Source organism: Campylobacter sp. US33a (genome assembly GCF_004378855.1).
Lineage (GTDB): Bacteria > Campylobacterota > Campylobacteria > Campylobacterales > Campylobacteraceae > Campylobacter_D.
Genome location: NZ_RYYL01000012.1, coordinates 17,587 through 43,162, shown reverse-complemented (window position 1 = coordinate 43,162; position 25,576 = coordinate 17,587). Strand labels below are relative to the sequence as shown.

The 25,576-nt window shown below is 30.8% G+C and carries 28 protein-coding genes; 8 read left to right on the top strand and 20 right to left on the bottom strand.

What is annotated here, in order from left to right; translation table 11 throughout:
* From ELQ16_RS08590 to ELQ16_RS08540, 12 genes are all read right to left on the bottom strand, one after another.
* Positions 1-348 (bottom strand): hypothetical protein (locus ELQ16_RS08590; protein ID WP_134239136.1); only part of this gene is annotated, 348 nt, incomplete at its 3' end.
* Positions 341-910 carry a hypothetical protein gene (locus ELQ16_RS08585; protein WP_347876284.1) on the bottom strand — a complete coding sequence of 190 codons (570 nt, stop codon included), beginning with the start codon at positions 908-910 and terminating at the stop codon, positions 341-343. The genes ELQ16_RS08590 and ELQ16_RS08585, both read right to left, overlap by 8 nt.
* Positions 911-1,008: 98 nt before the next feature.
* Complete coding sequence (locus ELQ16_RS10055) at positions 1,009-1,152, bottom strand: hypothetical protein (RefSeq protein ID WP_166739678.1); 144 nt, start codon at positions 1,150-1,152, stop codon at positions 1,009-1,011.
* 173 nt (positions 1,153-1,325) lie between these two features.
* A complete protein-coding gene (locus tag ELQ16_RS08580; protein WP_134239132.1) occupies positions 1,326-1,664 on the bottom strand; it encodes a hypothetical protein in 339 nt (112 codons plus the stop codon).
* A 451-nt stretch (positions 1,665-2,115) separates the two neighbouring features.
* Positions 2,116-3,987: a molecular chaperone DnaK gene (dnaK, locus tag ELQ16_RS08575; RefSeq protein ID WP_134239131.1), complete on the bottom strand. Its 1,872-nt coding sequence runs from the start codon at positions 3,985-3,987 to the stop codon at positions 2,116-2,118.
* Positions 3,988-4,009: 22 nt separating this feature from the next.
* Entirely contained in the window at positions 4,010-4,525 is a 516-nt protein-coding gene (grpE, locus tag ELQ16_RS08570) for a nucleotide exchange factor GrpE (protein ID WP_134239130.1), read from the bottom strand.
* On the bottom strand, positions 4,522-5,313 hold the full coding sequence (locus ELQ16_RS08565) for an HrcA family transcriptional regulator (RefSeq protein ID WP_134239129.1): 792 nt from the start codon (positions 5,311-5,313) through the stop codon (positions 4,522-4,524). Before ELQ16_RS08565 ends, grpE begins: the two co-directional genes overlap by 4 nt.
* A gap of 358 nt (positions 5,314-5,671) precedes the next feature.
* The gene (locus ELQ16_RS08560; protein WP_134239128.1) at positions 5,672-6,304 is read right to left on the bottom strand and encodes a hypothetical protein; all 633 of its coding nucleotides are present in this window, start codon (positions 6,302-6,304) and stop codon (positions 5,672-5,674) included.
* Positions 6,292-6,516: a hypothetical protein gene (locus tag ELQ16_RS08555; protein ID WP_134239127.1), complete on the bottom strand. Its 225-nt coding sequence runs from the start codon at positions 6,514-6,516 to the stop codon at positions 6,292-6,294. The genes ELQ16_RS08560 and ELQ16_RS08555 overlap by 13 nt, the downstream gene beginning before the upstream one ends.
* Entirely contained in the window at positions 6,513-7,556 is a 1,044-nt protein-coding gene (locus ELQ16_RS08550) for a DHH family phosphoesterase (protein ID WP_134239126.1), read from the bottom strand. The genes ELQ16_RS08555 and ELQ16_RS08550 overlap by 4 nt, the downstream gene beginning before the upstream one ends.
* Before the next feature lie 14 nt (positions 7,557-7,570).
* Positions 7,571-9,730 carry a flagellar biosynthesis protein FlhA gene (gene flhA / locus ELQ16_RS08545; RefSeq protein WP_134239125.1) on the bottom strand — a complete coding sequence of 720 codons (2,160 nt, stop codon included), beginning with the start codon at positions 9,728-9,730 and terminating at the stop codon, positions 7,571-7,573.
* The gene (locus tag ELQ16_RS08540; RefSeq protein ID WP_134239124.1) at positions 9,717-10,124 is read right to left on the bottom strand and encodes an RrF2 family transcriptional regulator; all 408 of its coding nucleotides are present in this window, start codon (positions 10,122-10,124) and stop codon (positions 9,717-9,719) included. The genes flhA and ELQ16_RS08540 overlap by 14 nt, the downstream gene beginning before the upstream one ends.
* 167 nt (positions 10,125-10,291) lie before the next feature.
* Here ELQ16_RS08540 and rpsO point away from each other — a divergent pair, with 167 nt between their 5' ends.
* Positions 10,292-10,564 carry a 30S ribosomal protein S15 gene (gene rpsO, locus ELQ16_RS08535; protein WP_134239123.1) on the top strand — a complete coding sequence of 91 codons (273 nt, stop codon included), beginning with the start codon at positions 10,292-10,294 and terminating at the stop codon, positions 10,562-10,564.
* Between the two features lie 62 nt (positions 10,565-10,626).
* Here the strand turns inward: rpsO and rseP are convergent, their stop codons facing one another.
* The 5 genes from rseP to ELQ16_RS08510 all read right to left on the bottom strand — a co-directional run bounded on the left by rseP (position 10,627) and on the right by ELQ16_RS08510 (position 14,699).
* Positions 10,627-11,733 carry an RIP metalloprotease RseP gene (gene rseP / locus ELQ16_RS08530; RefSeq protein ID WP_134239122.1) on the bottom strand — a complete coding sequence of 369 codons (1,107 nt, stop codon included), beginning with the start codon at positions 11,731-11,733 and terminating at the stop codon, positions 10,627-10,629.
* Complete coding sequence (gene pgsA, locus ELQ16_RS08525) at positions 11,730-12,263, bottom strand: CDP-diacylglycerol--glycerol-3-phosphate 3-phosphatidyltransferase (RefSeq protein WP_134239121.1); 534 nt, start codon at positions 12,261-12,263, stop codon at positions 11,730-11,732. Before pgsA ends, rseP begins: the two co-directional genes overlap by 4 nt.
* A 93-nt stretch (positions 12,264-12,356) precedes the next feature.
* Positions 12,357-13,286, bottom strand: coding sequence for a ribose-phosphate pyrophosphokinase (locus ELQ16_RS08520; protein WP_134239120.1), 930 nt, complete (start codon positions 13,284-13,286; stop codon positions 12,357-12,359).
* Between the two features lie 72 nt (positions 13,287-13,358).
* Positions 13,359-14,141 carry a CheR family methyltransferase gene (locus ELQ16_RS08515; protein WP_134239119.1) on the bottom strand — a complete coding sequence of 261 codons (783 nt, stop codon included), beginning with the start codon at positions 14,139-14,141 and terminating at the stop codon, positions 13,359-13,361.
* A 3-nt stretch (positions 14,142-14,144) separates the two neighbouring features.
* Positions 14,145-14,699, bottom strand: coding sequence for a CheB methylesterase domain-containing protein (locus ELQ16_RS08510; RefSeq protein ID WP_134239118.1), 555 nt, complete (start codon positions 14,697-14,699; stop codon positions 14,145-14,147).
* A 141-nt stretch (positions 14,700-14,840) separates the two neighbouring features.
* Between ELQ16_RS08510 and rpiB the strand changes: the two genes are divergently transcribed.
* The 6 genes from rpiB to ychF are packed head-to-tail and all read left to right on the top strand — an operon-like array spanning position 14,841 to position 19,300.
* The gene (rpiB, locus tag ELQ16_RS08505) at positions 14,841-15,275 is read left to right on the top strand and encodes a ribose 5-phosphate isomerase B (protein ID WP_134239117.1); all 435 of its coding nucleotides are present in this window, start codon (positions 14,841-14,843) and stop codon (positions 15,273-15,275) included.
* Positions 15,275-15,607 carry a hypothetical protein gene (locus ELQ16_RS08500; protein ID WP_134239116.1) on the top strand — a complete coding sequence of 111 codons (333 nt, stop codon included), beginning with the start codon at positions 15,275-15,277 and terminating at the stop codon, positions 15,605-15,607. The genes rpiB and ELQ16_RS08500 overlap by 1 nt, the downstream gene beginning before the upstream one ends.
* Positions 15,604-16,152: an adenine phosphoribosyltransferase gene (apt, locus tag ELQ16_RS08495; RefSeq protein WP_134239115.1), complete on the top strand. Its 549-nt coding sequence runs from the start codon at positions 15,604-15,606 to the stop codon at positions 16,150-16,152. The genes ELQ16_RS08500 and apt overlap by 4 nt, the downstream gene beginning before the upstream one ends.
* 4 nt (positions 16,153-16,156) lie before the next feature.
* Positions 16,157-16,756, top strand: coding sequence for a DedA family protein (locus ELQ16_RS08490; protein WP_134239134.1), 600 nt, complete (start codon positions 16,157-16,159; stop codon positions 16,754-16,756).
* Positions 16,746-18,200 carry a leucyl aminopeptidase gene (locus ELQ16_RS08485; RefSeq protein WP_134239114.1) on the top strand — a complete coding sequence of 485 codons (1,455 nt, stop codon included), beginning with the start codon at positions 16,746-16,748 and terminating at the stop codon, positions 18,198-18,200. The genes ELQ16_RS08490 and ELQ16_RS08485 overlap by 11 nt, the downstream gene beginning before the upstream one ends.
* Complete coding sequence (ychF, locus tag ELQ16_RS08480; RefSeq protein WP_134239113.1) at positions 18,197-19,300, top strand: redox-regulated ATPase YchF; 1,104 nt, start codon at positions 18,197-18,199, stop codon at positions 19,298-19,300. The genes ELQ16_RS08485 and ychF overlap by 4 nt, the downstream gene beginning before the upstream one ends.
* A gap of 1 nt (position 19,301) precedes the next feature.
* Here ychF and ELQ16_RS08475 read toward each other — a convergent pair whose 3' ends face one another.
* Positions 19,302-19,928: a Crp/Fnr family transcriptional regulator gene (locus ELQ16_RS08475; RefSeq protein ID WP_134239112.1), complete on the bottom strand. Its 627-nt coding sequence runs from the start codon at positions 19,926-19,928 to the stop codon at positions 19,302-19,304.
* A 72-nt stretch (positions 19,929-20,000) separates the two neighbouring features.
* On the opposite strand from ELQ16_RS08475, the gene ELQ16_RS08470 reads away from it, so the two are divergent.
* Positions 20,001-20,951 carry an SLAC1 anion channel family protein gene (locus ELQ16_RS08470; protein ID WP_134239111.1) on the top strand — a complete coding sequence of 317 codons (951 nt, stop codon included), beginning with the start codon at positions 20,001-20,003 and terminating at the stop codon, positions 20,949-20,951.
* Here ELQ16_RS08470 and ELQ16_RS08465 read toward each other — a convergent pair.
* Complete coding sequence (locus tag ELQ16_RS08465; protein WP_134239110.1) at positions 20,943-21,854, bottom strand: AEC family transporter; 912 nt, start codon at positions 21,852-21,854, stop codon at positions 20,943-20,945. The genes ELQ16_RS08470 and ELQ16_RS08465 overlap by 9 nt on opposite strands.
* Positions 21,855-21,938: 84 nt before the next feature.
* Entirely contained in the window at positions 21,939-25,538 is a 3,600-nt protein-coding gene (gene dnaE, locus ELQ16_RS08460; RefSeq protein WP_134239109.1) for a DNA polymerase III subunit alpha, read from the bottom strand.
* Positions 25,539-25,576: the final 38 nt, after the last annotated feature.

Below are 25,576 nucleotides of genomic sequence, written 5' to 3'. Positions count from 1 at the left end.
ATTAGGACAATGTTTTAATAAATCATAGCGAGAAAAGAATTGTTTAGCTTGGAGTGGGGAGAATTCGCCATCAAATAACTCATCATCAAAGAAGCCATCTTTGGGTTTGCCATTATCATCAAGATAGTATTTATAGGTAATATCAAGTATATCTGCGTAGGTGGGGTAAATACTTTCATCAATTTCTTTTCCTAATGCTTTTGCTTTAAGTTCTCTAAATTCCTTTAATCGCTTTTCATCTTTATTATTATGTTTATAGGTTTTATCTATTAGATGAAAGTAACCATAACTTGCCATTGCTAATTCAGCATTATCTCTTAGTTTCTTTATTTGTTCTTTGTTATTCATTTGACTCCTTTTTAAAATAATCACAATTTTCTCTATCTCCCGAAAGATAGAATCCTGTCCCCTCATTACTTGATGGAAATGGGCGTAAATCACGCCACCAAACATAAACGCTAACTTTCTTAATGTTGTCTTTTGTAGCGTTTTCATTTTTAAACCAAATAACAAAATCAAAAGAGATTCTATCTTCAACCCATTTTTCAAACCAATATGAAAAGTGCTTTTTATCATCACTTATTCTTAATGTTTTTATCTTTGACATATTATCCAAATCCGTATCAAAATACCTTAGCACTTTATTATAATATTCCTCATCTAATTTACCACCATTGGCTTGATAAATCTCTGGGTCTAGCTTACATATTTCTTTAAACTTATAAAAACTAGGCTCTAAATAATAAGAATAAGGAGTATAATAAAAGATAATTAAGCCTATACTTCCAAGAAAGACTAAAAACTTTGAAACACTTTTTTTAGATTTAAAGATAATTCTATAAATAAATTTTAATATAAGATAAGAAAGAATAGTAGAAATTATAATAAGAAGTAATATGTATGTCATCATTAAGCTATTTCCTTTAGTTTCTCTATTTTATTAAAATTAAGATATGGTTTATAAGTTATATTTAGCAGTATAACCTTTTCTTTTATTTTGCTATAAATTTATTTTCTTTTTTCTCCAAATAAAGTAGCAGAAAAACTACTTAAAGTATTAGGCTGGCGAAATTTAATCTCATATCTTTGAGAGAAATTCCTAGCTTGTGTAAGTTCTGTATAATCTCTTAGCTTATTGATTTTTTCTTTCAAAATTATCCTTTATTTAAACAATGATAAAAAAATATATAATGTAACATAAAAACTATTATGATAATAAAACATGTAATAAAAAGCTATAAGAACACATGAGGGTTTCCCTCACTGCCCATTATAAAACCCCAATCATTAACATAGATTCCAAGAGTATTTGTAATTAAAAGTCATTATAAGTCCTCAAAACAATCATAGTTTTCTTCGAAATGATTAAGATAGCTTGGTTTGTCTAATAAATTTTCTAACACAATAATATTCAGATAATCATAAGTATAAGATCTATCTAATTTATCACCTATTTTTAGATTGCCTATTATCTCTTTGTTTTGCATTATTTGGGAGTTGTTTATTGTAATACTCTCTATTGAATTGTAATTTCTTTGCGTTGTATTTGAAAGAATAAATAAATTAAATGTCCATTTATTCCAACCACCATAATAGCCCAATTCTTTTATATAGACATATACAAGTCTTTCTGCTGAATATATAAAATCAATACCCACAAACATATCTATATCTTTGCTCTTAATGCCATATTGATTTGTTTTGATATAAAAATCATTTTTATTGAGACTATTTTTTCTATTTCTGTTAAAGGTCTAGCATAAAGTACTCTGCCCAATTCTTGTTGTGAAAATCTTTCAAACTCTTTATACTCAGAATCTAAACTTTTGGTATAAAAGCACGATAGTTTGTAGGATAAAAACAACCTTTTACCGAAACAAATACAATTAAACCTGCAATAAAAGGCAATGTAATATATTTCATACTTTATTGCCTTTTGCTATGATTTTTTAGATTAGTTATCCTATCTGCATAAAGCCATAAAGGGTGCAAGGGTTGAATTCTTATCATTCTCATCAATTAAACGTAGCATAGAATCTTTGATTTCTAAAGTAATTTCTTGAAATTAAAAAATCAAGCCCAAATTTAGGGCTTGATTAAGGAGTTTGGAGAGTTTTATTCGACTTCAGCGTCGATTACATCATCATCTTTTTTCTTTTTATCATTAGCTGCATTTGGCTCATCTTTTTTATACATATTTTCAGCTAACTTATGAGAAACTTCACTTAAAGTTTTCATTTTAGCTTCGATTTCTTCTTTGCTTGCATTTTGATTTTTCAAAGTCTCACGCAAATCATCAAGTGCTTTTTGGATATTTTCTTTATCGCTATCAGCTACTTTTTCTCCAAGCTCGCTTAAAGATTTTTCCACCTGATGCGCCAAGCTATCGGCTGCATTTCTAGCATCTACAGCTTCTTTGCGTTTTCTATCTTCTTCTTTATGAAGCTCAGCATCTTTTACCATATTATTAATTTCTTCTTCGCTAAGTCCGCTTGAACCTGTGATTTTAATCTCTTGTGCTTTGCCTGTTGCTTTGTCTTTTGCTGAAACGGTTAAAATACCATTTGCGTCAATGTCAAAAGTTACTTCAATTTGTGGCATTCCGCGTGGTGCTGGTGGAATTCCTTCAAGATTGAAATTTCCTAAAGATTTATTATCACGACTAAATTCTCTCTCACCTTGTAAAACATTGATAGTAACAGCACTTTGATTGTCTTCTGCAGTTGAGAAAACTTGCTCTTTTTTGGTTGGTATTGTTGTACCTTTTTCGATGATTTTAGTCATCACGCCACCTAGAGTTTCAATACCTAGTGAAAGTGGAGTTACATCAAGCAAAAGCACATCTTTAACATCACCTTTTATAACCGCACCTTGAATTGCCGCACCAATAGCTACAACTTCATCTGGATTTACAGATTTGTTTAAATCTTTTCCAAAAGCTTTTTTAACTTCTTCTTGTACTAAAGGCACACGGGTAGATCCACCTACCATAACGATTTCTTTTACTTCGTTTTTATCAAGCCCTGCATCTTTTACCACTTCGTTGATTTTACTAATGGTTTCAGCTACAAGTGAATCAATCATACCTTCAAATTTAGCTCTAGTTAATTTTTTAACCAAGTGTTTTGGACCACTTGCATCAGCTGTGATAAATGGTAAATTAATCTCTGTTTCATTAGCTGAACTTAGTTCTTTTTTAGCATTTTCTGCAGCTTCTTTTAAGCGTTGTAAAGCCATAACATCATTTTTAAGATCAATACCTGTTTCATCTTTAAATTCGCTTGCTAGAAAATCTATAAGTTTATTATCAAAATCATCCCCACCTAAAAACGCGTTTCCGCCTGTTGCTAAAACCTCTACCACATTATCGCCAGTTTCAAGCACGGTAACATCAAAAGTTCCACCACCTAGATCATAAACTACGATTTTTTCGCTATCTTTTTTATCAAGTCCGTAAGCTAGGGCTGCTGAAGTAGGCTCATTAATGATTCTTAATACATTAAGCCCTGCAATCGTTCCTGCTTCTTTTGTCGCTTTTCTTTGTGCATCGTTAAAATAAGCTGGCACGGTAATAACTGCATCAGTAACACTTTCACCCAAGAAAGCTTCAGCGTCTTCTTTTAATTTCATTAATACTTTTGCTGAAATTTCTTGCGGAGTGTAAATTTTACCTGCAATTTCAATCGCACAAGCACCATTTCTTTCAGTGATGTGATAAGGAAGTCTATTTTTAGCTTCTTTAGCTGCATCTTCATTGATCATCAAACCCATGATTCTTTTGATAGAATAAATGGTTTTTTCAGGATTGGTTACTGCTTGGCGTTTTGCGCTGTCACCTACTAAAACTTCGCCTTTATCTGTAAAAGCTACTACGGAAGGAGTTGTGTTTTTTCCTTCTTTGTTTGGGATTACTTTACTCTCGCCGCGTTCATACACAGCAACACAAGAATTGGTTGTTCCTAAATCTATACCTATAACTTTACTCATTTTTTATCCTTTTATTAAATTTTTATTTTGCTACGCTAACTTTGGTTGGGCGGATCACACGATCAGCTATTTGATAGCCTTTTTGAAGCACGCTAACCACTTCACCACTTTTGTGATTTTCGCTATCTACATGAAACATTGCTTCATGTAAATTTGGATCAAATTCAAGAGTTTCGCCGATGAGTTTGATCCCATGTTTTTCAAGTTTTTTCATAAATAAATCTAAAGTATTTTGCACTCCTTCTTTGATTTTTAAACTGATTTCATCTTGACACTCGACATTTACAGCTGCCTCTAAAGCATCTAAAACATCAAGCAAATCTTTAGCAAAGCCTTCATTAGCATATGCCATAGCACTTAGCTTTTCTTTTTCCATTCTTTTTTTGATATTTTCAAATTCAGCGTTTGCACGCATATATTTGTCTTTTAATTCGTTTAACTCATTTTGGAGTTTTTCGATTTCATTTTCTTCGTTTGTTTGACTTTGCTCTTGTTTGTCACAAAGCTCTTTATTTTGTTCTTCGTTTATTTCACTCACGCTACCTCCTTAAGTTGTTTTAAAATTTTTTTGTAGTTAGTATAAACGCTACCTGCAAAAATAATATTAACGTCTTTTCCGAGAAAATCCGCATCTAATTTAAGCCCCATAAAACCTTCCTTAAATAAAGGATCAAATTCTAAATTTTGTTTAAAATCCATATGAATGGTTCCATCTAAGAGCTTATTAAAATCATCGTTTTGATAAATTTGATAAGCCCTTTGTTCGTTACTTCTGTGATAAATCAAACTTGCTCTTAAGAATTTTAATTTATCCGCAAGCTTGATAAAACCTACATTTAAAGCATAATTTTCAATATGAAAAAGCTCAAGCCCTAAAAAGCGTTTTGTAAATTCATAACTTGCTAAATCAAAGCTTAAAATCACTTGCTCTTCTTCAAAATCTAAAATCAGATATTTTTGTGCAATACGTTCTATTGCCTTTAAAATTAAATTTTTACCCCCATATACAAGGCAATAAATTTTATTCTCTTTACTTAAAAAGTCAAGCAAAGCAATATCTTTAATGCTGATTTTTTCTTTTGTATTAATATGTTCTTGCCAATAATTTTGCATTGTAGAGATGGTTGGTATACGTCCGCCGCTAATATGTAATTTTGTTAGCAAACCCTCATCACTTAACTTTTTAAAATACACGCGAATAGTGGATGATGGAATGCAAAGACTCATTTTGAGATTTAGCTCATTTGAGCCTATAGGCACATTATCTAAAAGATAAGCTTCAATGATGGATTCAAGTATAAGGTCTTTCTTTTTTATATTTTTCATTATTAGCACTCTGATTTTTAAATTGCTGAAGTGATTATACAACTTTTAGTGTTATAATGTCAAGTATTATTTTAATAAAAATATTTAATTTAATTTAGTCTATATATATAAAGTTATATTAGTGTATATATATAAAATTATATAAAAATGCTTTATTTTTAGTTATCTTGAGCATATTTTTATTTTTTGTGTTATAATTTCGTAGCAGTATATTTAAAGAAGGTTATACCAAAAATGAAAAATCTTAGTGTTGAAGAAAAAAATGATTTAGAATCTTGTGTTTTTATTCCTCTTAAAGAAAGCAAAAAAAATAAAATTGTAGTTTTAATAAATAAAATATTAATTAAAATTAAAGAATTTATTGCTCTAAAATATAAGAATTAAAATCCCTAAAATTATAAGATAAGCTTTTAAATTGTGGAGAATTTATAATCAATTTGCATGATTTGTTGAGATTTTCCATTCCTTGAATTTGCAGTATTTTCTTGCCATTGATATTATTGAAGATTTTAAATAAAACGCAAGCTTGATTATCAACTTTATATAAAAGCGTTCCTCCTTTTTCAAAATCAAAAGGTTCTAAGAAAGTTAAATTTGGATTTTTACTCATTGTGCCTTTAATATCGCGATTAAGTTTATAAGATAGCATAATATCTTGCATTGTGGCTTGAATTTGTTTAATGGCGTTTGAAATTTCTTTATTATCGCTAAAGTATAATTCCTTAAAATCTGAATTTAAAAATTGTTCGAAACTATCACTTTTTTCAAATTTCTTGCAAGCATCAAAAAAAATAAAAGGGATAATTTCATTCTTTGAAACTAAAATTTGCGCACATTTTTGACCCTTATCATAAAGCGTGAGTAGCTTTACATCTTGACTTTGAATTTGTGTATTTGAGCTTTTGCTGTATGCAAAATCATTAAGCGTTTCAAAGATATTAGCTAAAATAAATGTTTTTGCTAATATTAATACAAGGATTAATTTTGGCAAAATAAATCTCCGTGATTTTTTCTAAGATATTCAATTACCTCTATAACCTCGTCCATACCTTGAGCATTTGAGTTCTCTAAAACATTATCAATACATTCGATGTAAGCATCTACGGCATCCTCCAAACGCTCTTTTTTGACTCCAGCATAAAATAGTGCTGCTTCTAAAACTATATTGAGTTCGTATTGCAATGCTTCAATTTCTTTTTTCATGATAAGCCTTCTTTAAGGGTTTTTTGTTTGATCAAATCATTAATCTGCGCTTTGATATTAGTATAACTTGCATTATCTTTAAAGCCGTTAAATAATCCACCGCTAGCGTTTTTATGTCCGCCGCCACCAACTAGTTTTTTAGCCATTAAGCTAACATCCACTTTGCCATTAGCACGGAAACTTAAAGTCTTTCTAGAACTTACATCGATAAAAAAATCAAATTCAGGATTTTTTACTAAAAAATCATTTCCTATAACAGAGGTATTTCCTATATTATAAGTTAATAAACCTTTAAAATTTTCATAATAAATACTAAATTTATCTTTATAAAAATTTAAATAATTGACTATATAAGCAGAAATCAGATTCGCTAAAGTATCATTGTGATTTTGTTTGAAAAAATCTTTTTTTAAAAAATGTATAGAATCTTCTAAGAGAATAGGGGCATTTTCTTTGTCTATAAAATGTCTTGCTTGTTCGAGTAAAAAAAACATATATTCTATGTTTTGTTTTGCAAACATTGTCCGATTGATTTCTTTAGCATTGGCTATCATTCCTAGAAAAATTTTACCTAATTCAAAATATTTATCGTCTTTTAACCAAATATCTATTGCATTTACCACTTTGACAAAGTGTGCTAAATTTTCATCTTTAAAGCAAATTTTAGAGAAAAAATCATAAACAATTTTTGTGGCACATCTTGAATTATCAAGTAAATACCAAGAATATTTTTGCATACACTCAAAACCACTTTGATGATGATCTAGTAAAAGAATTTTAATATTTTTTTCTTTGCAAATTAGCTCAAATTCTTCACATTGAGTAGGAGTTAAATTTAAATCAGTAATTAAGATACAAAATTGCCCATTAGGATTTTTTTGTAAATCTTGTTCAATTTGATTTAAAATAACAGTGAAATTATCATTAATTTCTTTACCATAGTTTGAGTTAAAAAAAACACAGTTTTTGAAATAAAAATTCACCACATATTGACAAGCGTATCCGTCAAGATCAGTATGTGAGAGATGGTAAATTTTCATATTTTTCCTTTTTATTATAAATTGACTTTTATAACACCTTCGGTTTCAAATTGCGTATTTTCAGCAATTTCAGCGAAACTTAAAACAACGATATTAATATTAAAATTCAAGCAAATATCTGCAATGAATTTTCTAAGTTGTGGTTCGACGCAAAGAATAAAAGGTTTAATCCGTGTTGAAGCAACCGAAGCAAGTTCATTTTTTAAGGCATCAACTAAAGCACCGGTTTGTGCTACATTAATCATCAAATGATAGCTTCCGTCTTTAAATTGTAAGTGATCCATTAAAATGGAAGAACTAGCAGAATCTAAAATATAAATTCCTAAATTTCCTTTTTCATCTAAATACATATTGGTAATCATTCGTGCTAAAGAGGCTCTAACATGCTCTATAATCATATCAAAACTTTTGCTTACCTCTGCTATATCGCTAATGGACTCTAAAATAGTAAGCATATCTTTAATAGGTATGTGATGCTTGAGCAAGTCTTTTAATACTTTTTGAATTAAGCTTACTGAAGCGACATTTAAAGCACCTTCTACGATAATAGGATAATCAGCTTTCACTTTTTCTAAAAGATTTTGCACTTCTTGTCGCGTTAAAAGCTCTGCTGCATGAGCTTTGATAAGTTCACTCATATGGGTTGAAATCACACTCGCAGGATCAATGACTATATAGCCATTTAGGGTAGCTTCATCTTTTAAATTTGCATCAATCCAAATCGCATCAGAATTAAAAGCAGGTTCTTTAGTGGCTATACCTTCTATTTCTTCAGTGATAAATCCACTATCCATTGCTAGGTATTTATCAGGATATATTTCAGCACTAGCGATGACAACGCCCTTGAGTTTGAAATTGTATTCATTGGGCTTTAATTGCAAATTATCACGGATACGAATTTTTGGCATTAAAAACCCTAGGCTTTGTGCAATAGTACGTCTCATGGAGCGAATTCTTTCTGTAAGTTCATTTTCGGCAAGTCTTATAAGACCATAGCCAAGTTCTAATTCCAAAATTTCAATTTTTAAAATATCAGTAATTTTTCTTTCTTCTTCTTTGAGTATATCTTCTTCTGTTTTTTTAGGGGTTTGAGTTGCTTGATTTTGAGCTTGAGCTGCTTGATTTGGTTTTGCTTTTTTTATGTTAATGTCAATTTTACCTTCTTTAACTTGTTTAGTTAAATAACCAAGGCTTAAAAAGACCAAAGCCATAAAGCCCAAAGAAAGTTGTGGTAAACCGGGAACTAAGGCAAAAATAAAGAGTATAAAGCCTACGATTAAAAGTGTACGATACTCACTTAAGAGTTGATTAAGTGTGCCTTCTGCGAAATTATTCTCATCTTTGCTAGCACGCGTAATGATAATGGCGGTTGCAGTAGAGGTAATAAGACCCGGAATTTGTGAAACAAGACCATCACCAATAGTTAAAATGGTATAAGTAGAAGCACAAGCACTAAGCTCCATATCATGTTGTAAATAACCAATTAAAAACCCGCCAATGAGATTGATTATAGTAATGATGATTCCAGCAACAGCATCTCCTTTGATGAATTTGCTCGAACCATCCATAGCGCCATAAAAATTTGCTTCAGCTATTATTTCTTGGCGTCTTGTCCTTGCTGTTTGCTCGTCAATAAGTCCCGCATTTAAATCTGCATCAATAGCCATTTGTTTTCCTGGCATAGCGTCGAGAGTAAATCTTGCTTGAACTTCTGAAACCCTTGTACTACCTTTTGTTACAACCATAAAATTGATTAAAACTAAGATGCAAAAAACAATGATTCCAATGACATAATTTCCTCCAACAACAAATTCGCCAAAAGAAGCAATGATTTCACTTACAGCAACAGGTCCATTTTGTCCTTCACTTAAAATCATTCTTGTTGTTGCTATATTTAAAGCAAGTCTAAATAAAGTAATGATGAGAATTAAGGTAGGAAAAGTGGTAAGATCTGTGGGTTTTGGTATGTAAATTGAAATTAAAATAATTAAAACTGATAAAGCTATACTTAAAGCCAAGAAAAAGTCCAAAATTGCCGAAGGTAAAGGGACAATTATAATGGCTAAAATACAAACTATAAAAGCGACAATAGTTAAGCTTTTAGCTTTAACAACAGGACCAATTAGAGGTCCCAAAAAAGGAAAAACGAGATCAAAAATTTTATTTTTTGCCATTAGATTTTATGATATCAGCTAAGCTTATGGATTCTAAGAATTCATCTACTTTTTGTTGTAAATTTACCAGCATAGAAAGTAGGGTGCATTCTTCTTTGTGATTTGGGCATACGCCATTGCTACATTCAAAAACATTAATATCTTTTTTTTCTGCACTATTAATAATTTCTTTTATGGTGTATTCGTGAGGTTCCTTAATAAGAGCAAAACCACCTTTGGCACCTTTAAAAGATTTAAGCAGACCATCTTTAGCTAAAGTTTGCAAAATTTTTGCCAAAAAACTTTTTGGAATATTTAATTCTAGAGCCATAGTATCAACATCTTGAGGATTTTCTTTTTGTGAAATATATATCATGGAAAACAAAGCATATTCGCTGGCTTTTGTAAAAAGCACTTTTACTCCTTCTTTTTTATTGAAAATTTGTATTATATTTAATTTTTTCTGCTTAATGGCTTAAATTTATTATTTTTTCGCAATAAAATATAATTTCAGTTTTATTTTTGTTTTCTCAGAGTATAATTCTAATTTTTATAAAAAAATCTACCAATCAGGAGGTCATGATGGCTTTGGATTCGGCTAAAAAAGCAGAAATAGTTGCGAAATTCGCTAGAAAAGCAGGAGATACTGGTTCTACAGAAGTTCAAGTTGCACTTTTAAGTGCTAGAATTTCAGAACTTACAGAACATTTAAAAATCTATAAAAAAGATTTTTCGTCTCGTTTAGGTTTGTTAAAATTAGTAGGTCAAAGAAAAAGACTCTTGGCTTATCTTAAGAGAACAAATTATGCTAGTTACACAAAATTAATTAGTGAGCTTAATCTTAGAGACAAGTAATTTTTTGCCTTCTTTAATTAGAAGGTGATTTTTCTTCAACTTGATATAATCTTCATATTTTCTTAAAGTTTTAATAATCTTGCAATATCATTATAGGTTGCAAAAAGCATTAAGCTTAGAAGCAAAACCATTCCTCCATAACTTAAATACTCAAATACTTTAGGATGTACTTTTTTTCCAAAAAGCATTTCATAGATATTAAATACAATATGCCCACCATCAAGCATAGGTATAGGAAGTAGATTTAAAATTCCAAGATTAATCGAAATCAAAGCTGTAATGAAAAATAACACCACTAAACCACTATTTGCAGCTTTTGAAGTCACATCAACCATAGTGATGATACCCCCTAAATTTTGAGGATCTATCTGACCTGCGACGAGCTTTACAAGTCCTTTGACAATAAGCAATGAAGCATTAATACTTTCATCAAAAGCAAAGTATACAGAGTCTAAGCCGGTATGATAAATTTTAGTAGTATTGGTGCTTTGAGTGATACCTAATAAAGGTTTTTGTATGGGTTGTAAAAATTCATTATAACCTGTTCCGATTTTTGGCCTTAGGGTGACATTAAGTTTTTGATCGCCTCTTTGTATCAATAGCGTTGTTTCTTTTGGGCTTAAAAATTTAGAAATTTCATCAAAACTTTGAATAGCTTTTCCATCAATGGCCAAGATTTTATCTCCTACCTGTAAATTTGCTATTTGTGCTGCAGAATCTGGCATAATTTTTCCAATTTGTGCGGCCGGTTTGATGAGTCCTAAATTTCCTATGGCAATATAAAGTAAAAAAGCTAGAAAAATATTAAAAAAAGGTCCAGCAACCAAAATGTAAATTTTCTTTAAGGGGCTTAAAATACTATAACTATCTTTGTCGTAATTTTCTTCCGTGGGATTTAAATCATCTTGACCCTTAAGCTTAACATAGCCACCAAGTGGTAAGGCTGAGAGCCTGTATTCTGTATTTTTATAAGTTTTTTTTATCAAGGTTTTGCCAAAACCTATGCTAAAAACTTCAACCTTTACACCTAGCGATTTTGCAGCTAGGAAATGACCAAGCTCATGAAAGAAAATTAAAAAAGATATCACTAAAAGCGTGATAAGAAATTCAAAAGAATAAAATTTAAAGCCAATGATTAAAATAATTAATAAAAATAACAAAGTTTTCATTGTTTTCCTTTGATGTGTTTAATGTAAGTATAAACATATTCAAAACCAGAGTACAAAGTAAGAAAAAGAGCTATATAAAGCAAAAATTGCGCAAAAGGCCATTGCATAATTAAAAAAATAATTGCAACCATTTGAAAAGCGGTTTTAAGCTTTCCAAAAAAAGAGGCACTGACGCTTAAGTTTTCGCTTAGCATCACCACTCTAAATCCTGTAATAAAAAACTCGCGTACTAAAATAAGATATATAACCCAAACATCAGCTCTTTTAAGCACTAAAATTCCTATAAATGCAGCCAAGATAAGCATTTTGTCTGCCAAGGGATCTAAGATGGCGCCAAGTTTTGTAGTCTGATTCCAAGTTCTAGCAATATAGCCGTCAAAAAAATCTGTCAAAGCAGCGATCCCAAAAGTCAAACAAGCAAAATAATTAATCCAGCTTTGATGGATATTTTCAAAATGATAAGTGAGTAAAAAAAATAATAAAGGAGCTAAAAAAATCCTTAGACTAGCAAGTATATTAGGTAAATTCATTATAAACCTCAAAAAAATAAAATATCTAAATTTTAATCAAAAATAATAAATATTTAAAGATTTTTGATATTTATAATCAAAAATCTTTATTTTTTAAATAAATAAAGAATTTACGCTTTCATTATGATAAACTCTGCGAATAACTTCTCCGAAAATTGGGGCAACGCTTAAAACTTTAATTTTGCTATTTTCTTGTTTTAAAGCTATAGTGTCGGTAACTGCCAGCTCATCTAAAGCATCGCTGGCAATTCTTTCGTATGCAATACCACTTAAAACCGCGTGAGTACAACAAGCCATAACTGATTTTGCGCCTTTTGATTTAAAGACTTCTGCGGCTTTGACTATACTTCCAGCTGTATCGATAATATCATCGACTAAAATCACTTCTTTATCTTTTACATCGCCAATTACATTCATCACTTCGCTTTCATTGGCTCTTTCTCTTCGTTTATCGACAATAACAATATCAAGTCCTAAATTTTTAGCCACACTTCTAGCTCTTGCTACTCCGCCAATATCTGGACTTGCTATGATAGGGTTTTTAAAATTTTTTGCTTTAATATAGTCATTAAAAACTATACTTCCATAAAGATTATCAACAGGTATATCGAAAAATCCTTGAATTTGTCCTGCATGTAAATCTATAGTTGCTACACGATTAATTCCAGCAGCTTGCATTAAATTTGCCACAAGTTTCGCTGTAATAGGTACCCTTGGAGTCGCTTTTCTATCTTGTCTTGCATAGCCAAAATAAGGCACAATTGCTGTGATGGAATTTGCACTCGAACGACGCAAGGCATCGGTTAAAATAAGAAGTTCCATTAAATTATCATTTGTTGGCGCACAAGTACTTTGTATGATAAAAACATCTTTTCCGCGCACGCTTTCGTCTATTTGAACGCTAATTTCGCCATCGCTAAAACGCTTTATGCCTGATTCGCTTAAGGGTAAAGAAAGATATTTTGAAATTTTTTTAGCAAATTCTATATTTGCAGAACCAGAAAAAATCTTATAACCTCGCATTAATTCAACCTTAATAAAGAAAATTAAAAGCAGTATTTTATAACATTAAGGCTTAAAAAAATAAAAATTTTTTTAAAGCTTTTCATAATAAACACCTTTTGAGCTAAAGACTTTTTTAAAGTAAATATTTTCAGGTACTAAATCAGCATTTCCTATATAAAGTCTTCCTGTAGTGCTAAGAAGTTTGTAGAAATTTTCTAGCAATTTTATTTTAGAATCATAATCGAAATAAATCATCATATTTCTTGAAACAATGATATCAAATTTGCTAAATTGAGGAAATTTGGGATCAAAAACATTATAAAGCTCAAAACGACAATTGCAAATTTCTTTCTTATTTATAGTGTAAAATTCATCATTTTGGGTAAAAAATTTCTTTTTTTCTATTTCACTTAATCTTTGCAAGGTGCGTCCTGTATATTTTCCAATTTTGGCTTTATTTATCATTTCATTATTAATATCTATGCCAGTAATTTGTAAATTTTTAACGAAATTTTGTGCCCCAAGTATAGCTAAAGAATATACTTCTTCACCACTAGAACAGGGTGCGCTAAGGATATTGACTGTTCTGTCTAAACTTTTGGCATAAAAAATAATTTCTTTAAGTTGAGTGAGTTCTCTGTGGAAATAGGTTTCATTGATGGTAATGAAGTCAAGTGTATTTTGTCTTAATTCTGTGTTGAATTTTAATTTAGCAACAAATTCTTTAAAATCAGTAATATTAAAGCGTTTAAAAAAAGTGCTAAGTTTGAGGGGTAAAATATCTTTTTTATCACTTAAATCAATTCCGCTGATTTCATTAATAATTTTTATAAATTCATAAAGTTCTTGTTCATTGATATGAAAATTGTTCATCGCCTATTCCTGTTCTACAAAATGGATAATTTCTCTTTTTATTTCATTAAGACTCATTTGTTTTAAATGCGGATTTAACTCTTTGGCTTTTTTTGGCATTCCATACACAATACTATCTTCTTCGCTTTCGCAAATACATTTAGCACCAGCCTTGTAAAGTTCAAGCATCGCTTTAGCACCATCATCTCCCATTCCAGTGAGAATAATGGCTAGAATTTTATTGGTTTTTGCTAGTGAAATAGCTGAATGAAAAAGCAAATCAACACTTGGTTTAAAATTGGTTGTTTTTTGACTATGAGTGGCACTTAAATTTAAATTTCCGTTCAATACAGTGTTTTTTTGACAAATGTAAATTTTATGAGTTAGCAATTCTTTATCTTGAAGCGTTGTAACTTCACTTAAGGCTTCTTTGTTAAATTGTTTTGCAAAAGAAGGAATAAAGTCTAAACTCATATGTTGAGCAATAACAATACAAGTATTTTTAATATCAAGGTCTTTTAGCAAAAATTTAAGCTGATTGGGTCCGCCTGTAGATGAACCAATGAGAATGATTTTCATAAATATAACCTTTTGCTTTGGTTTTTATTGTAATTTTTGAAAAAATAAAATTGTTTTTAGGATAATGACAAAAGAAAGCTTTTTTTATGTTTAATTATGTTAAAATTAATGCTTATTTTGAAAATTTTAATGGAATTTTTAATGCTTAAAGAAAAAATTTATATTGCTAGCGATCATGCGGGTTTTGAGTTAAAAAGCAAAATTTGTGCATTTTTTCAAGAAAAAAATATTGTTTTTGTGGATTTAGGCACAAAGGATACACAAAGTTGTGATTATCCTGATTATGCACATTTGCTTGCAAATCATATGGATGAAAATAGTTTTGGAATTTTAATTTGTGGCACAGGTATTGGAATTTCAATCGCCGCAAATCGTCACAAAGGTATTCGTTGTGCTTTATGTAATGAGCCTTTGAGTGCTAGACTTGCTAGGGAGCACAATGATGCTAATGTTTTGGCATTAGGTGGAAGATTGACAGGGTTTGATTTGGCATTTGATATCATTGATAAATTTATTAATACAAAATTTCTAGCAGGCAGACATTTAAGACGAATTGAAAAAATAGAGGTGTGGTGATGTTTTCAAATTGGTTGATTTTAACTGTATTAATTTGTATTAGTATTTATTTGATTGTAATGTTGTTTTACTACAAAACCTTACTTCATAAAGAAAAAATTTCTAAAGATTCCATTAAAAACAATCTTGATGATACTGAAATTGTCATACGCAAACTTCAGGTGCAACTTCAAAGAAGTTTAGGAAATATTGATATTTTAACCGAAGAATTAAATAAAATCAAAAGCGACTTGACTTCTTTAAGGACTAGAAATTCTCAGTATCGTTTAGAAAATGATAAATTAAGACAAAGAATTAAAGAATTAGAAGCAAAAATAGAGGCATTGTTATGATAACTTTAACGCAAGAAGAAAAAAAATATTTACTTGATTCTATTAGGATTGTTCCAAATTTTCCAAAAGAAGGAATTATTTTTAGGGATATTACAACACTTTTGAGCAACAAAAAAGCTTTAGAATTTTTACTTTCACATTTGGCGGAGCGTTATAAATATATGAACCTAGATTTTATTACTGGAATTGAAAGTAGGGGTTTCATTTTTGCCTCCATGCTTTGTGCGAAATTAAGTATCCCTTTTGTTCCTATTAGAAAGCCAGGAAAATTGCCTTATAAAACTTTCACTTGTCATTATACTTTAGAATATGGAAGTGATAGTATAGAAATTCATCAAGATGCTTTTAGTGGAGTTAATGAAGCTAAGGTTTTGTTGGTCGATGATTTAATTGCTACTGGTGGAACGGCTTTGGCATCTTGGGAGTTGATACAAAAAGCAGGAGCGAAATGTGTAGAGGCTTGTTTTTTGATCAATCTTAAGGATTTAAATGGAGCTAATGAGCTGGCAAAATTAACTCCTGTTTATAATGTTTTAGAGTTGTAAAATGATAGAAGAAAATTTGAAAGAATTATTGCTCCAATACAAAGATTGGGCTTACTTAATTATATTTTTGTGGTGCATTTTAGAAGGTGAGATGGCTTTGATTTTAGGTGGAATTTTTGCCCATGAAGGCCATGTGAATTTGGCAATGATTGTTTTTGTCGCTGGACTTGGTGGTTTTGTGGGTGATCAAATTTATTTTTACATAGGAAGATATAATAAAAAATACATTCAAAAAAAGCTTAAAACACAAAGGCGTAAATTTGCAGTTGCACACTTACTTTTGCAACGATTTGGTTGGCCTATAATTTTCGTGCAACGCTATATGTATGGATTTAGGACGGTTATTCCTATGAGTATAGGTATAACCAGATATAGTTCGAAAAAATTTGCCTTTATCAATCTTTTAAGCGCTTGGGTTTGGGCGGCTATTACAATATTGCTTGCTTGGTATTTTGGAGGGCAAATTTGGCAGGCAGTGACTTGGGCTGAGCAGCATTGGTATTACGCGGCTTTGATTATCATTAGTTTTATTTCTCTTTTGCTTTTTGGATTTAAGCAAATGGAGAGAGCGATTTTAAGTAAAAGGAAAAAAAATGAATTTTGAATTGAGTGTAAAAAAAATCACACAAATAAAAGCAGATTTTGAAGTTGTTTTTATACAGGATAAAAATTTAAAGAATTTTTCTAAAGCTAAAGATTTATTTAAAATCAATGATTATAAAGGCGAGGGAGCTTGTCTTGATTTAGCAAATAAAATTCTTTATATTGAGCTCAAGAGTTTAGAATATGAAGATATTAGAATGGCTTGTTTTAATATCTATAAAACTTTATCAAAATTAAATATTAAAAGTATAAAAATTCCAAGCATACTAGGAAAATGCGTTGTGATGAGTTTTTCATCTTTGGTGCAAGGTTTTAAATTTGGCGTTTATGAATTTAATAAATATAAAAGCGAGAAAAAAATCTCAAGTCTTGAAAAAATCATTATTTCCTATGAGGAAATTAATGGCAAGGAATTTGATAAAAAAGAGGCGCAAATTGGTATTAATATGGGAGAGATTTTGGCAAATGCTACTAATTTTACTAAAGATATTGTCAATGAAATTCCACAAATTTACACCCCTTTAAAAATGGCAGAAGATGCTTTAAGTCTTGCTAAAGAAAATAAAGATATCACATGCAAAGTTTATGATGAAAAATTCCTAAGCAAAGAAAAAATGAATGCTTTCTTAGCGGTTAATAAAGCTTCTATACACCCACCACGTTTGATTCATTTAAGTTATAAGCCAAAAAATGCAAAGCAAAAAGTGGTTTTTGTTGGTAAAGGACTTACTTATGATAGTGGGGGCTTGAGTCTTAAACCTGCTGATTATATGCTTACGATGAAAGCAGATAAAAGTGGTGCTGCAGCTGCAATGGGCATCATTAAAGCGGTGGCCGAGTTGAAATTGGATATTGAAGTGCATTCTGTGCTTGGTGCAACGGAAAATATGATCGGAGGAGATGCTTATAAACCTGATGATGTTTTAATTTCTAGAGAAGGTGTAAGTATAGAGGTTAGAAATACTGATGCGGAAGGGCGTTTAGTATTGGCTGATTGTTTATCTTTTGCTCAAGATTTAAAGCCTGATTTACTCATTGATATGGCAACCCTTACAGGAGCTTGTGTTGTGGGACTTGGAGAATTTACAAGTGCCATTATGGGAAATAATGAAGATTTACAAAATGATTTTTATCAAACAAGCAAAAAAAGTGGAGAATATACCACGGTATTGCATTTTAATCCTCATTTAAGAGAGCTGATAAAATCTAATATTGCCGATGTAAGCAATACTGCATCAAGTCGTTATGGTGGAGCGATTACCGCTGGGCTTTTTTTAGATAAATTTATTCGTAAAGAATATAAAGATAAGTGGTTGCATCTTGATATAGCAGGACCTGCGTATTTGGAAAAAAGTTGGGGCTATAATGCTTTTGGAGCAAGTGGAGCAGGGGTTAGAATGTGCATTGCGTATTTATTAAAACTTTCTTCAAAGGTTATGAAATGAGTTTATCGGTTGGAATTGTTGGCTTGCCTAATGTTGGGAAATCCACGACTTTTAATGCTTTAACAAGAGCTCAAAATGCTCAAAGTGCGAATTATCCTTTTTGCACCATAGAGCCTAATAAGGCTATGGTGCCTGTTCCTGATTCTCGTCTTTTGAAACTCGCACAGATTGTAAATCCGCAAAAAATTCTACATTCTGTTATTGAATTCGTTGATATTGCAGGACTTGTTAAGGGCGCAAGTAAGGGCGAGGGACTTGGCAATAAATTCCTTTCTAATATACGCGAAACGGAAGTGATTTTACATATTGTGCGTTGTTTTGATGATGAAAATATCACCCATGTTGAAGGTAAAGTAGATCCTATTCGCGATATAGAGATTATCAACACAGAGCTTATCTTAGCCGATATCGAACAACTTGGTAAAAAAATAGAAAAATTAAATAAAGAAGCTAAGGCAAATGCTAAGGGTGCTAAGGAGAGTTTGGAGCTTGCAAATTCTTTATTGGAGCATTTAAATAAAGGTTTGAGTGCTAGTTCTTATAGTGAGCGTGATAGTGAGATTTATAAGAATTTAATTAAAGAGTTAAGATTGCTTTCTGCTAAGGAAGTGATTTATGGTGCAAATGTTGATGAAGATGGAATTTTAGAAGATAATGATTATGTAAAAGCTTTGAAAAATTATGCCAAAGAGCATAATCATGAAGTTATTAAACTTTGTGCGAAAATTGAAGAAGAAATGGTAGGCTTAAGCGAAGAAGAGAGTAATGAGTTATTGCAATCTTTAGGTGTTGAAAATAGTGGCTTAGAGCAAATCATTCGCACAGCTTTTGCAAAATTGAATTTAATCAGCTATTTTACAGCTGGCGAAATAGAAGTTAGATCTTGGACTATCCATAAGGGTTGGAAAGCGCCAAAAGCGGCAAGTGTGATACATAATGATTTTGAAAAAGGTTTTATTAAGGCTGAGGTGATTAGCTTTGATGATTTTATTGCTTATAAAGGCGAAAGTGGCGCCAAAGAAGCTGGAAAACTTCGTTTGGAAGGAAAAGATTATATCGTCGCAGATGGCGATGTGATGCATTTTAGATTTAATGTTTGATTTATTTTAGCAAGGTAATTTCTTTACGACCCAGTGAAATTTCTCCTTGCTTTTCCATTTCTTTTAGTATTCTTGAAATGGCCTCCCTTGCGCTTCCTAGATGATTAGCTATTTCTTCATGGGTAAGTGTGATTTTATTATTTTGTGAATTTTCTTTTAAAAAGATACGAATTCTTTCAATGAGTGGTGTAAATAAGGCGTGTTCTAAAACACTAATGAGATCTGAAAAGCGTTTAGAAATAATGTTTAGAGTATAGTCATTGATGCTTTGATATTTATTTCTTATTTTGGTATAAATTTTTGTAGGAATAATTAAAATTTGAGAATCTTCGTTGCTTTCTAAGATGATATTATAATTAATAGAATTTAAAGCACAGTTTGAACAAATAACGCATTCTTCGTTTTTAATAAGTTTAAAAATAGTAATCTCTTTTGCATTTGAAGAGATGATATAGGCTCTTAAAGTTCCATACGCCATGATAACAAAACCCAAACAATCATCAGCACTTGCAAGCTGAGTTCCTTTGCTTAAATTTTTAAAATATGCATTTGATTTAATTTCTTCTAAGTCTTCGTTTGCAAGTTTAAATTTTTTAAAAAAATTATCAATTAATTCTTCTTTAGTCATAAAATTACCTTTTTTGTAGCAAAATCACAAAACATTTTTTTATATTATAGGATAATTCCACAAAAAAAGGATATGAGTATGCATAAAATTAAGAATTTTCCCATAATGTTTTTTGCTGTGATTATGGGTATGGGTGGATTTTCGCTTGTTGTTTTTGCTTTGAGCGAAAAATTTAAATTTTCTTTAGTGTTTTTTGATATTTTCAGAGTGATAAGCACTTCGCTTTTTATGGTTATAGTTGTGTTTTATCTTATGAAAATCATTTTGTATTTTAATGCTTTTAAAGCCGAAATTAATCATCCCATTAAGATTAATTTTACTGCTACTTTTTCTATTTCTTTGCTTATTTTAGCAATGCTTTGGAAAGATTTTCCTGTGTTTTATCAAAGTCTTTTTTATATAGGTCTTGTTTTTCAAACCTTTATTACTTTTTATGTGATTTCTTTTTGGATTAAGAATAATTTAGAGATCAAACACTCCAATCCAGCTTGGTTTATACCTGTGGTTGGAAATTTAATCGTCGTAATTGCAGGTGAAAAAGAGTGGGCTTGGCTTTGGTATTATTTTAGCATAGCGATGTTTTTTTATGGGATATTATTTAGTATTATTTTTTATAGAATTTTATTTCACGATCAATTGGCAATGAAATTTATCCCAACAATGTTTATTATGCTTGCACCTCCTGCAGTTGGCTTCTTATCTTATGTAAAAATTGTGGGCTATGATTTGTTTGCGCAAAGTCTTTTTAGCTTAACTTTGTTTTTTAGTTTTTTATTGTTTTTTATGTTTAAAAGTTTTTTTAAACTTAAATTTTTTCTCTCGTGGTGGGCTTTTACTTTTCCAAGTGCAGCAGTAATTTTAGCAATTTTGAAATTTTATGAATTTTCTCATGAGAGTATCTTTTTATATTTTGGGGTGTTTTTGTTTGTGATTTTATGTATTATGATGCTTTTGGTGGGTTTTTATACTCTGAAAAATATCATCAATCAGAGTATATTTGAAGAAGAGCCTGTTTTAAAGTAAAATCCAAGTGAGTAAAGGCATGGAAATAAAAGCAAACAAAATTCCAAATGCAACTGCACTAACGGCTAGATTAGTGTCAAGCTTAGCTTTCATTATCATTGCACCTGCTAGAGTCATTGTTGGCATAGCTGATTCTAGTATTGCAACATTTAAACTAGAACTAAAATTAAGATGAAAAATTTTTGCCAATACAATAAAAATCAAAGGAGCAAGTAGCATTTTTGCTCCAATAACAATCAATGTGCTTTTATATGAACTTACAATGGCTGAAAAACCAAGACTTAAACCTATGGCAAATAAAGCTACTGCGGTAGCGCAAGAGCCAAACATTTTAATGGGTTCAAAAATAAATTCTGAGATATAAAACATTTTGCAAAATATACCACCAACAAGTGCTATAAAAGGTGGAAAAGTGATAATTTTTTTAATATTTTGCAATAAATTCACTTTTTGCTCGCTTGCTAAAGATAAAACGAGTGGTCCAAAAAGCGAAATAGGCAAGGTTGTTGCTAGTGCATCATAAAGTATGATTTCTCCTATAAATTTTGGATCAGGATAAATACCAGAAATGATGGGAATACCTACAAAAAGTGTATTTCCAAAGCTTGATAATAAAAACATACTCACTAGAGTGGTTTTTGAAAAATGAAAAATTTTACCCAATAAAACACTGATTAAACCCGCTAAAATACAGGAACTAAGTCCAAGTAAAATTATTAAAATGAGTGTAAAATCGAGCGTTAAATGATACACTTTTTCAAAGATTAAGCAAGGTAAAGAAAAAATAATGGCAAAGTCTAGAAAAGTTCTTGATTGTTTTTGCTTTAAAATTTTAAAGCGTTTTGCGAGATAACCACCACTTAGTAGAGTAAATACGGTAAATAAAGGAGTAAAAATAAACATCGTTTTTCCTTGAGATTTAAAAAACGACGCAATTATAATACTTGAAATTTAAAAAAAATCTTAAGCAAAGATTTATCTTTGCTTTTATATGGCTGTTTTGCTTAGAATTTTTTCGCTAATAGAATCTGAAATCACAAAATCTGTGTGATAAAGCAGACAAGATCCAGCACTTATGACTTTTAATACAAGTTTTTTGTTGCCTGCTTCATTTGGATTATGCGCATTCCTTGCTAATTCGTGGATTTCATAGATTAATTCTCTATTTAAACGACTTAAATCAAGCTCGATAATATTTTTTTCAAATTCTTTAGGCTCTTTTACAAAATCATTATCGCGTTTTTTCTCATTGTATTTTTTGAAGCTTTTTTGTGCTTTAAAATCTTTATCTTTTACTTCTTCTAATTCAAAAAAATTACTCAATCTAAAATTTAAAGAACCTTCTTTGTGATCATAGCCTAGTAAAAATGCGTAAGCTTTTTGTTTTTTCTCTTCGTCTTTAAAAATTTCTTCTAAATCATTAACAAAGCTTTCAAAAACAATGACATCAAAATTTGAATAAAAATCAAGCAACTGCATTTTTGCGTATCTTTTGCCACTTTTACTCATTAAAGATTTAAAATCTTCAATGCGACCTATACTTAAAATTTCACCATTTCCATTTAAATTTTCAAAATCTATACTTTTATAATAATCAATTCCTTCAATATCTTTATTGAATTTATCCAAAGGATGGCCTGAGAGATAAATGCCTAAAATTTCTTTTTCATAGCCTAATTTTTCCATGAGCTCAAATTCGCTATTATTGATATTGATGCTGATTTTAATGTCTTTTGAGATTTCTTCTTCTCCAAAAAGTGAATCTTGTGCATCTCTTCTTACTTCAGCAATTTTTCTACTTGTTTCGGCTAATATTTCAAGATTGTCAAATAAACATTTTCTTGTATAGCCAAATTCATCAAAAGCACCTACTTTGATTAAATTTTCTAAGGTTTTTTTGTTGATTTTTGCCGGATTAATTTTGTTAAGAAAATCATCAAGATCTTTAAATCCTTCTTTTGGTCTTATTTCCATAATATTTGTAACTGCAGGAATTCCAACACTTTTAATTGCACCTAAGCCATAGATAATACCATCTTTACCATTTTCTAACTCAATAGCACTAAATTCCCTTTGAGCTTTGTTAATATTTGGCGGAAGTAGTTTAATATCCATTCTTTTCATCTCTTCGATATAAACTGCAACTTTTTCAACTTTGTTTTCTTCGCTAGTAAGCAAAGCAGCCATAAATTCACTAGGATAGTAAGTCTTTAAATATGCTGTTTGAAAAGTGATAAGTGCATAAGCTGCGGAATGAGATTTATTAAAACCATATCCTGCAAATTTAACGATTAATTCCCAAAGATCTTCCGCTTTTGATCTATTATAGCCTTGTTTTTCTGCTCCATCAGCAAATTCACTTTTTAGTTTTTTCATTTTTTCTGGATCTTTTTTACCCATGGCACGACGCACCACATCCGCTCCACCTAATGAAAATCCACCTATAATTTGAACGATTTGCATAACTTGTTCTTGATAGACAATAACCCCATAAGTAGGTTCTAATACACTTTCTAAAACATCAAATGGGTATTCTATCTTCTTAAGTCCGTGTTTTCTGTCGATAAAATCATCAAGCATTCCTGATTCCATAGGGCCCGGACGATAAAGTGCCAAAACCGCGATGATATCTTCGAAACGCTCTGGTTTTAATCTAGAATTTAGACTTTGCATACCGCCCGATTCTATTTGAAATATCCCTAAAGTATTACCACTTTGTATGGTTTTATAAACTTTAGGGTCATTTACATCAATAGCCTCCCAGACAATATCTTTGTTGTATCGTTTTTTTATGAGCTTAATGGCATTGTCAATAACTGTAAGGGTTTTTAAGCCCAAAAAGTCAAATTTAATTAAATCTACATCTTCTAAATGATCTTTAGAATATTGAGTAACCAAATGTCTTTCATCGTTTTTGCTTTGTCTAAAAAGCGGAGTTTTTTTCCATAAGCTTTCATTAGAAATCACAACTCCAGCAGCGTGCATACCAGCGTTTCTATTAAGCCCTTCAAGTGCTTTTGCATACTCCCAAACTTGATGACCCTTGGGATGACGATCGATAAATTCTTTAATTTTCGGTTCTTTTTCAAAGGCATCGTCTAGGGTAATTTTTAATTCTTCAGGGATAAGTTTAGCAAGTTCATCTGCATCAGGAATACTCATATCGCAAACCCTTGCAACATCGCGAATCACACCTTTGGCTAAAAGCTTACCAAAAGTAATAACTTGCGCTACTTTATCAGCTCCGTATTTATCGATCACATAATCAATCACTTCAGCACGCCTATCTTGGCAAAAATCCACATCAATATCGGGCATTGACACCCTTTCTGGATTTAAAAAACGCTCAAAAAGTAGGTTATAAGGAAGAGGATCTAAATCTGTAATTTTTAGACAATAAGAAACTAAACTTCCTGCCGCAGAGCCCCTTCCAGGACCCACTGGGATATCCTTATCCTTGGCAACTTTTATAAAATCATGAACTATAAGCATATAGCCTGAAAATTTCATATTTTTTATAATATTGATTTCAACTTCAAGTCTTTTTTTATATTCTTCGTGTTTGCTTGCATCAATGAATTTTAATCTTTCTTCTAAGCCTTTCTTGCATAAAAACTCAAAAACCACATCGTCATTATCAAAACTAAATTCGACTTCTTCTTGAGGCAAGTTAATGTCGTATTCTTTAGCATATTGGCGTGTAAATTTAAAATTTGGTGGAGTGGGATTGCCTAATTTTAATTCTAAATTGCATTTATTGGCAATTTCTTGAGTGTTCTCAATCGCTTCTGGAATATCTGCAAAGAGTTCGCTCATTTGTGCTGGGGATTTAACATAAAATTCATGAACACTGTGTCTTAGGCGGTTTGGATCGTCTAATTTTACGCCCATTGCTATACACATAAAAACTTCATGTGCGCTTGCTCTTTCCTTAAAAGTGTAATGTGTATCATTTGTGGCAATGATTTTAATGCCTAATTCTTTAGATAATTTAATGATTTGATTATCAATAAAAAGTTGATCTCCTATGCCATGACGCATTATTTCAAGATAAAAATCATCCCCAAAAACTTCTTTATACCACAACGCAACTTCTTTTGCAGCTTCATAGCCTTTAGCACCAAATTTTTGATTTTTTTCACTTTTTGTATTAAGATGCCAATTTACTTCACCTTGCAAGCAAGCTGAAGAACAGATTAAGCCTTCGCTGTGTTTTTTTAAAAGCTTTTTATTGATACGCGGATAATAATAAAGTCCATGAATGTAGCTTTGGGAGCTTAGATACATTAAATTTTGATATCCAATTTCATTTTTAGCATAAAGACAAAGATGAAAGCGTTGTCTTGAGCTTTTATCGTTTAATTCTTCGCCATTGTGCAAATAAGCTTCTATGCCAATGATGGGCTTTATACCTTGTGCTTTCATGGTTTGATAAAAGTCAATCGCTCCAAACATATTTCCATGATCAGTCATTGCTACACTGGTTGCGCCTTGTTCTTTTAAGGTTTTGGCTAATTCTTTAAGTTTATTAGCTCCATCGAGCAAAGAATATTCTGTGTGTAAATGAAGATGGGTAAATTGGCTCATTTTTATCCTTGTATTTTTTTGGAAGAAATTATAAAATT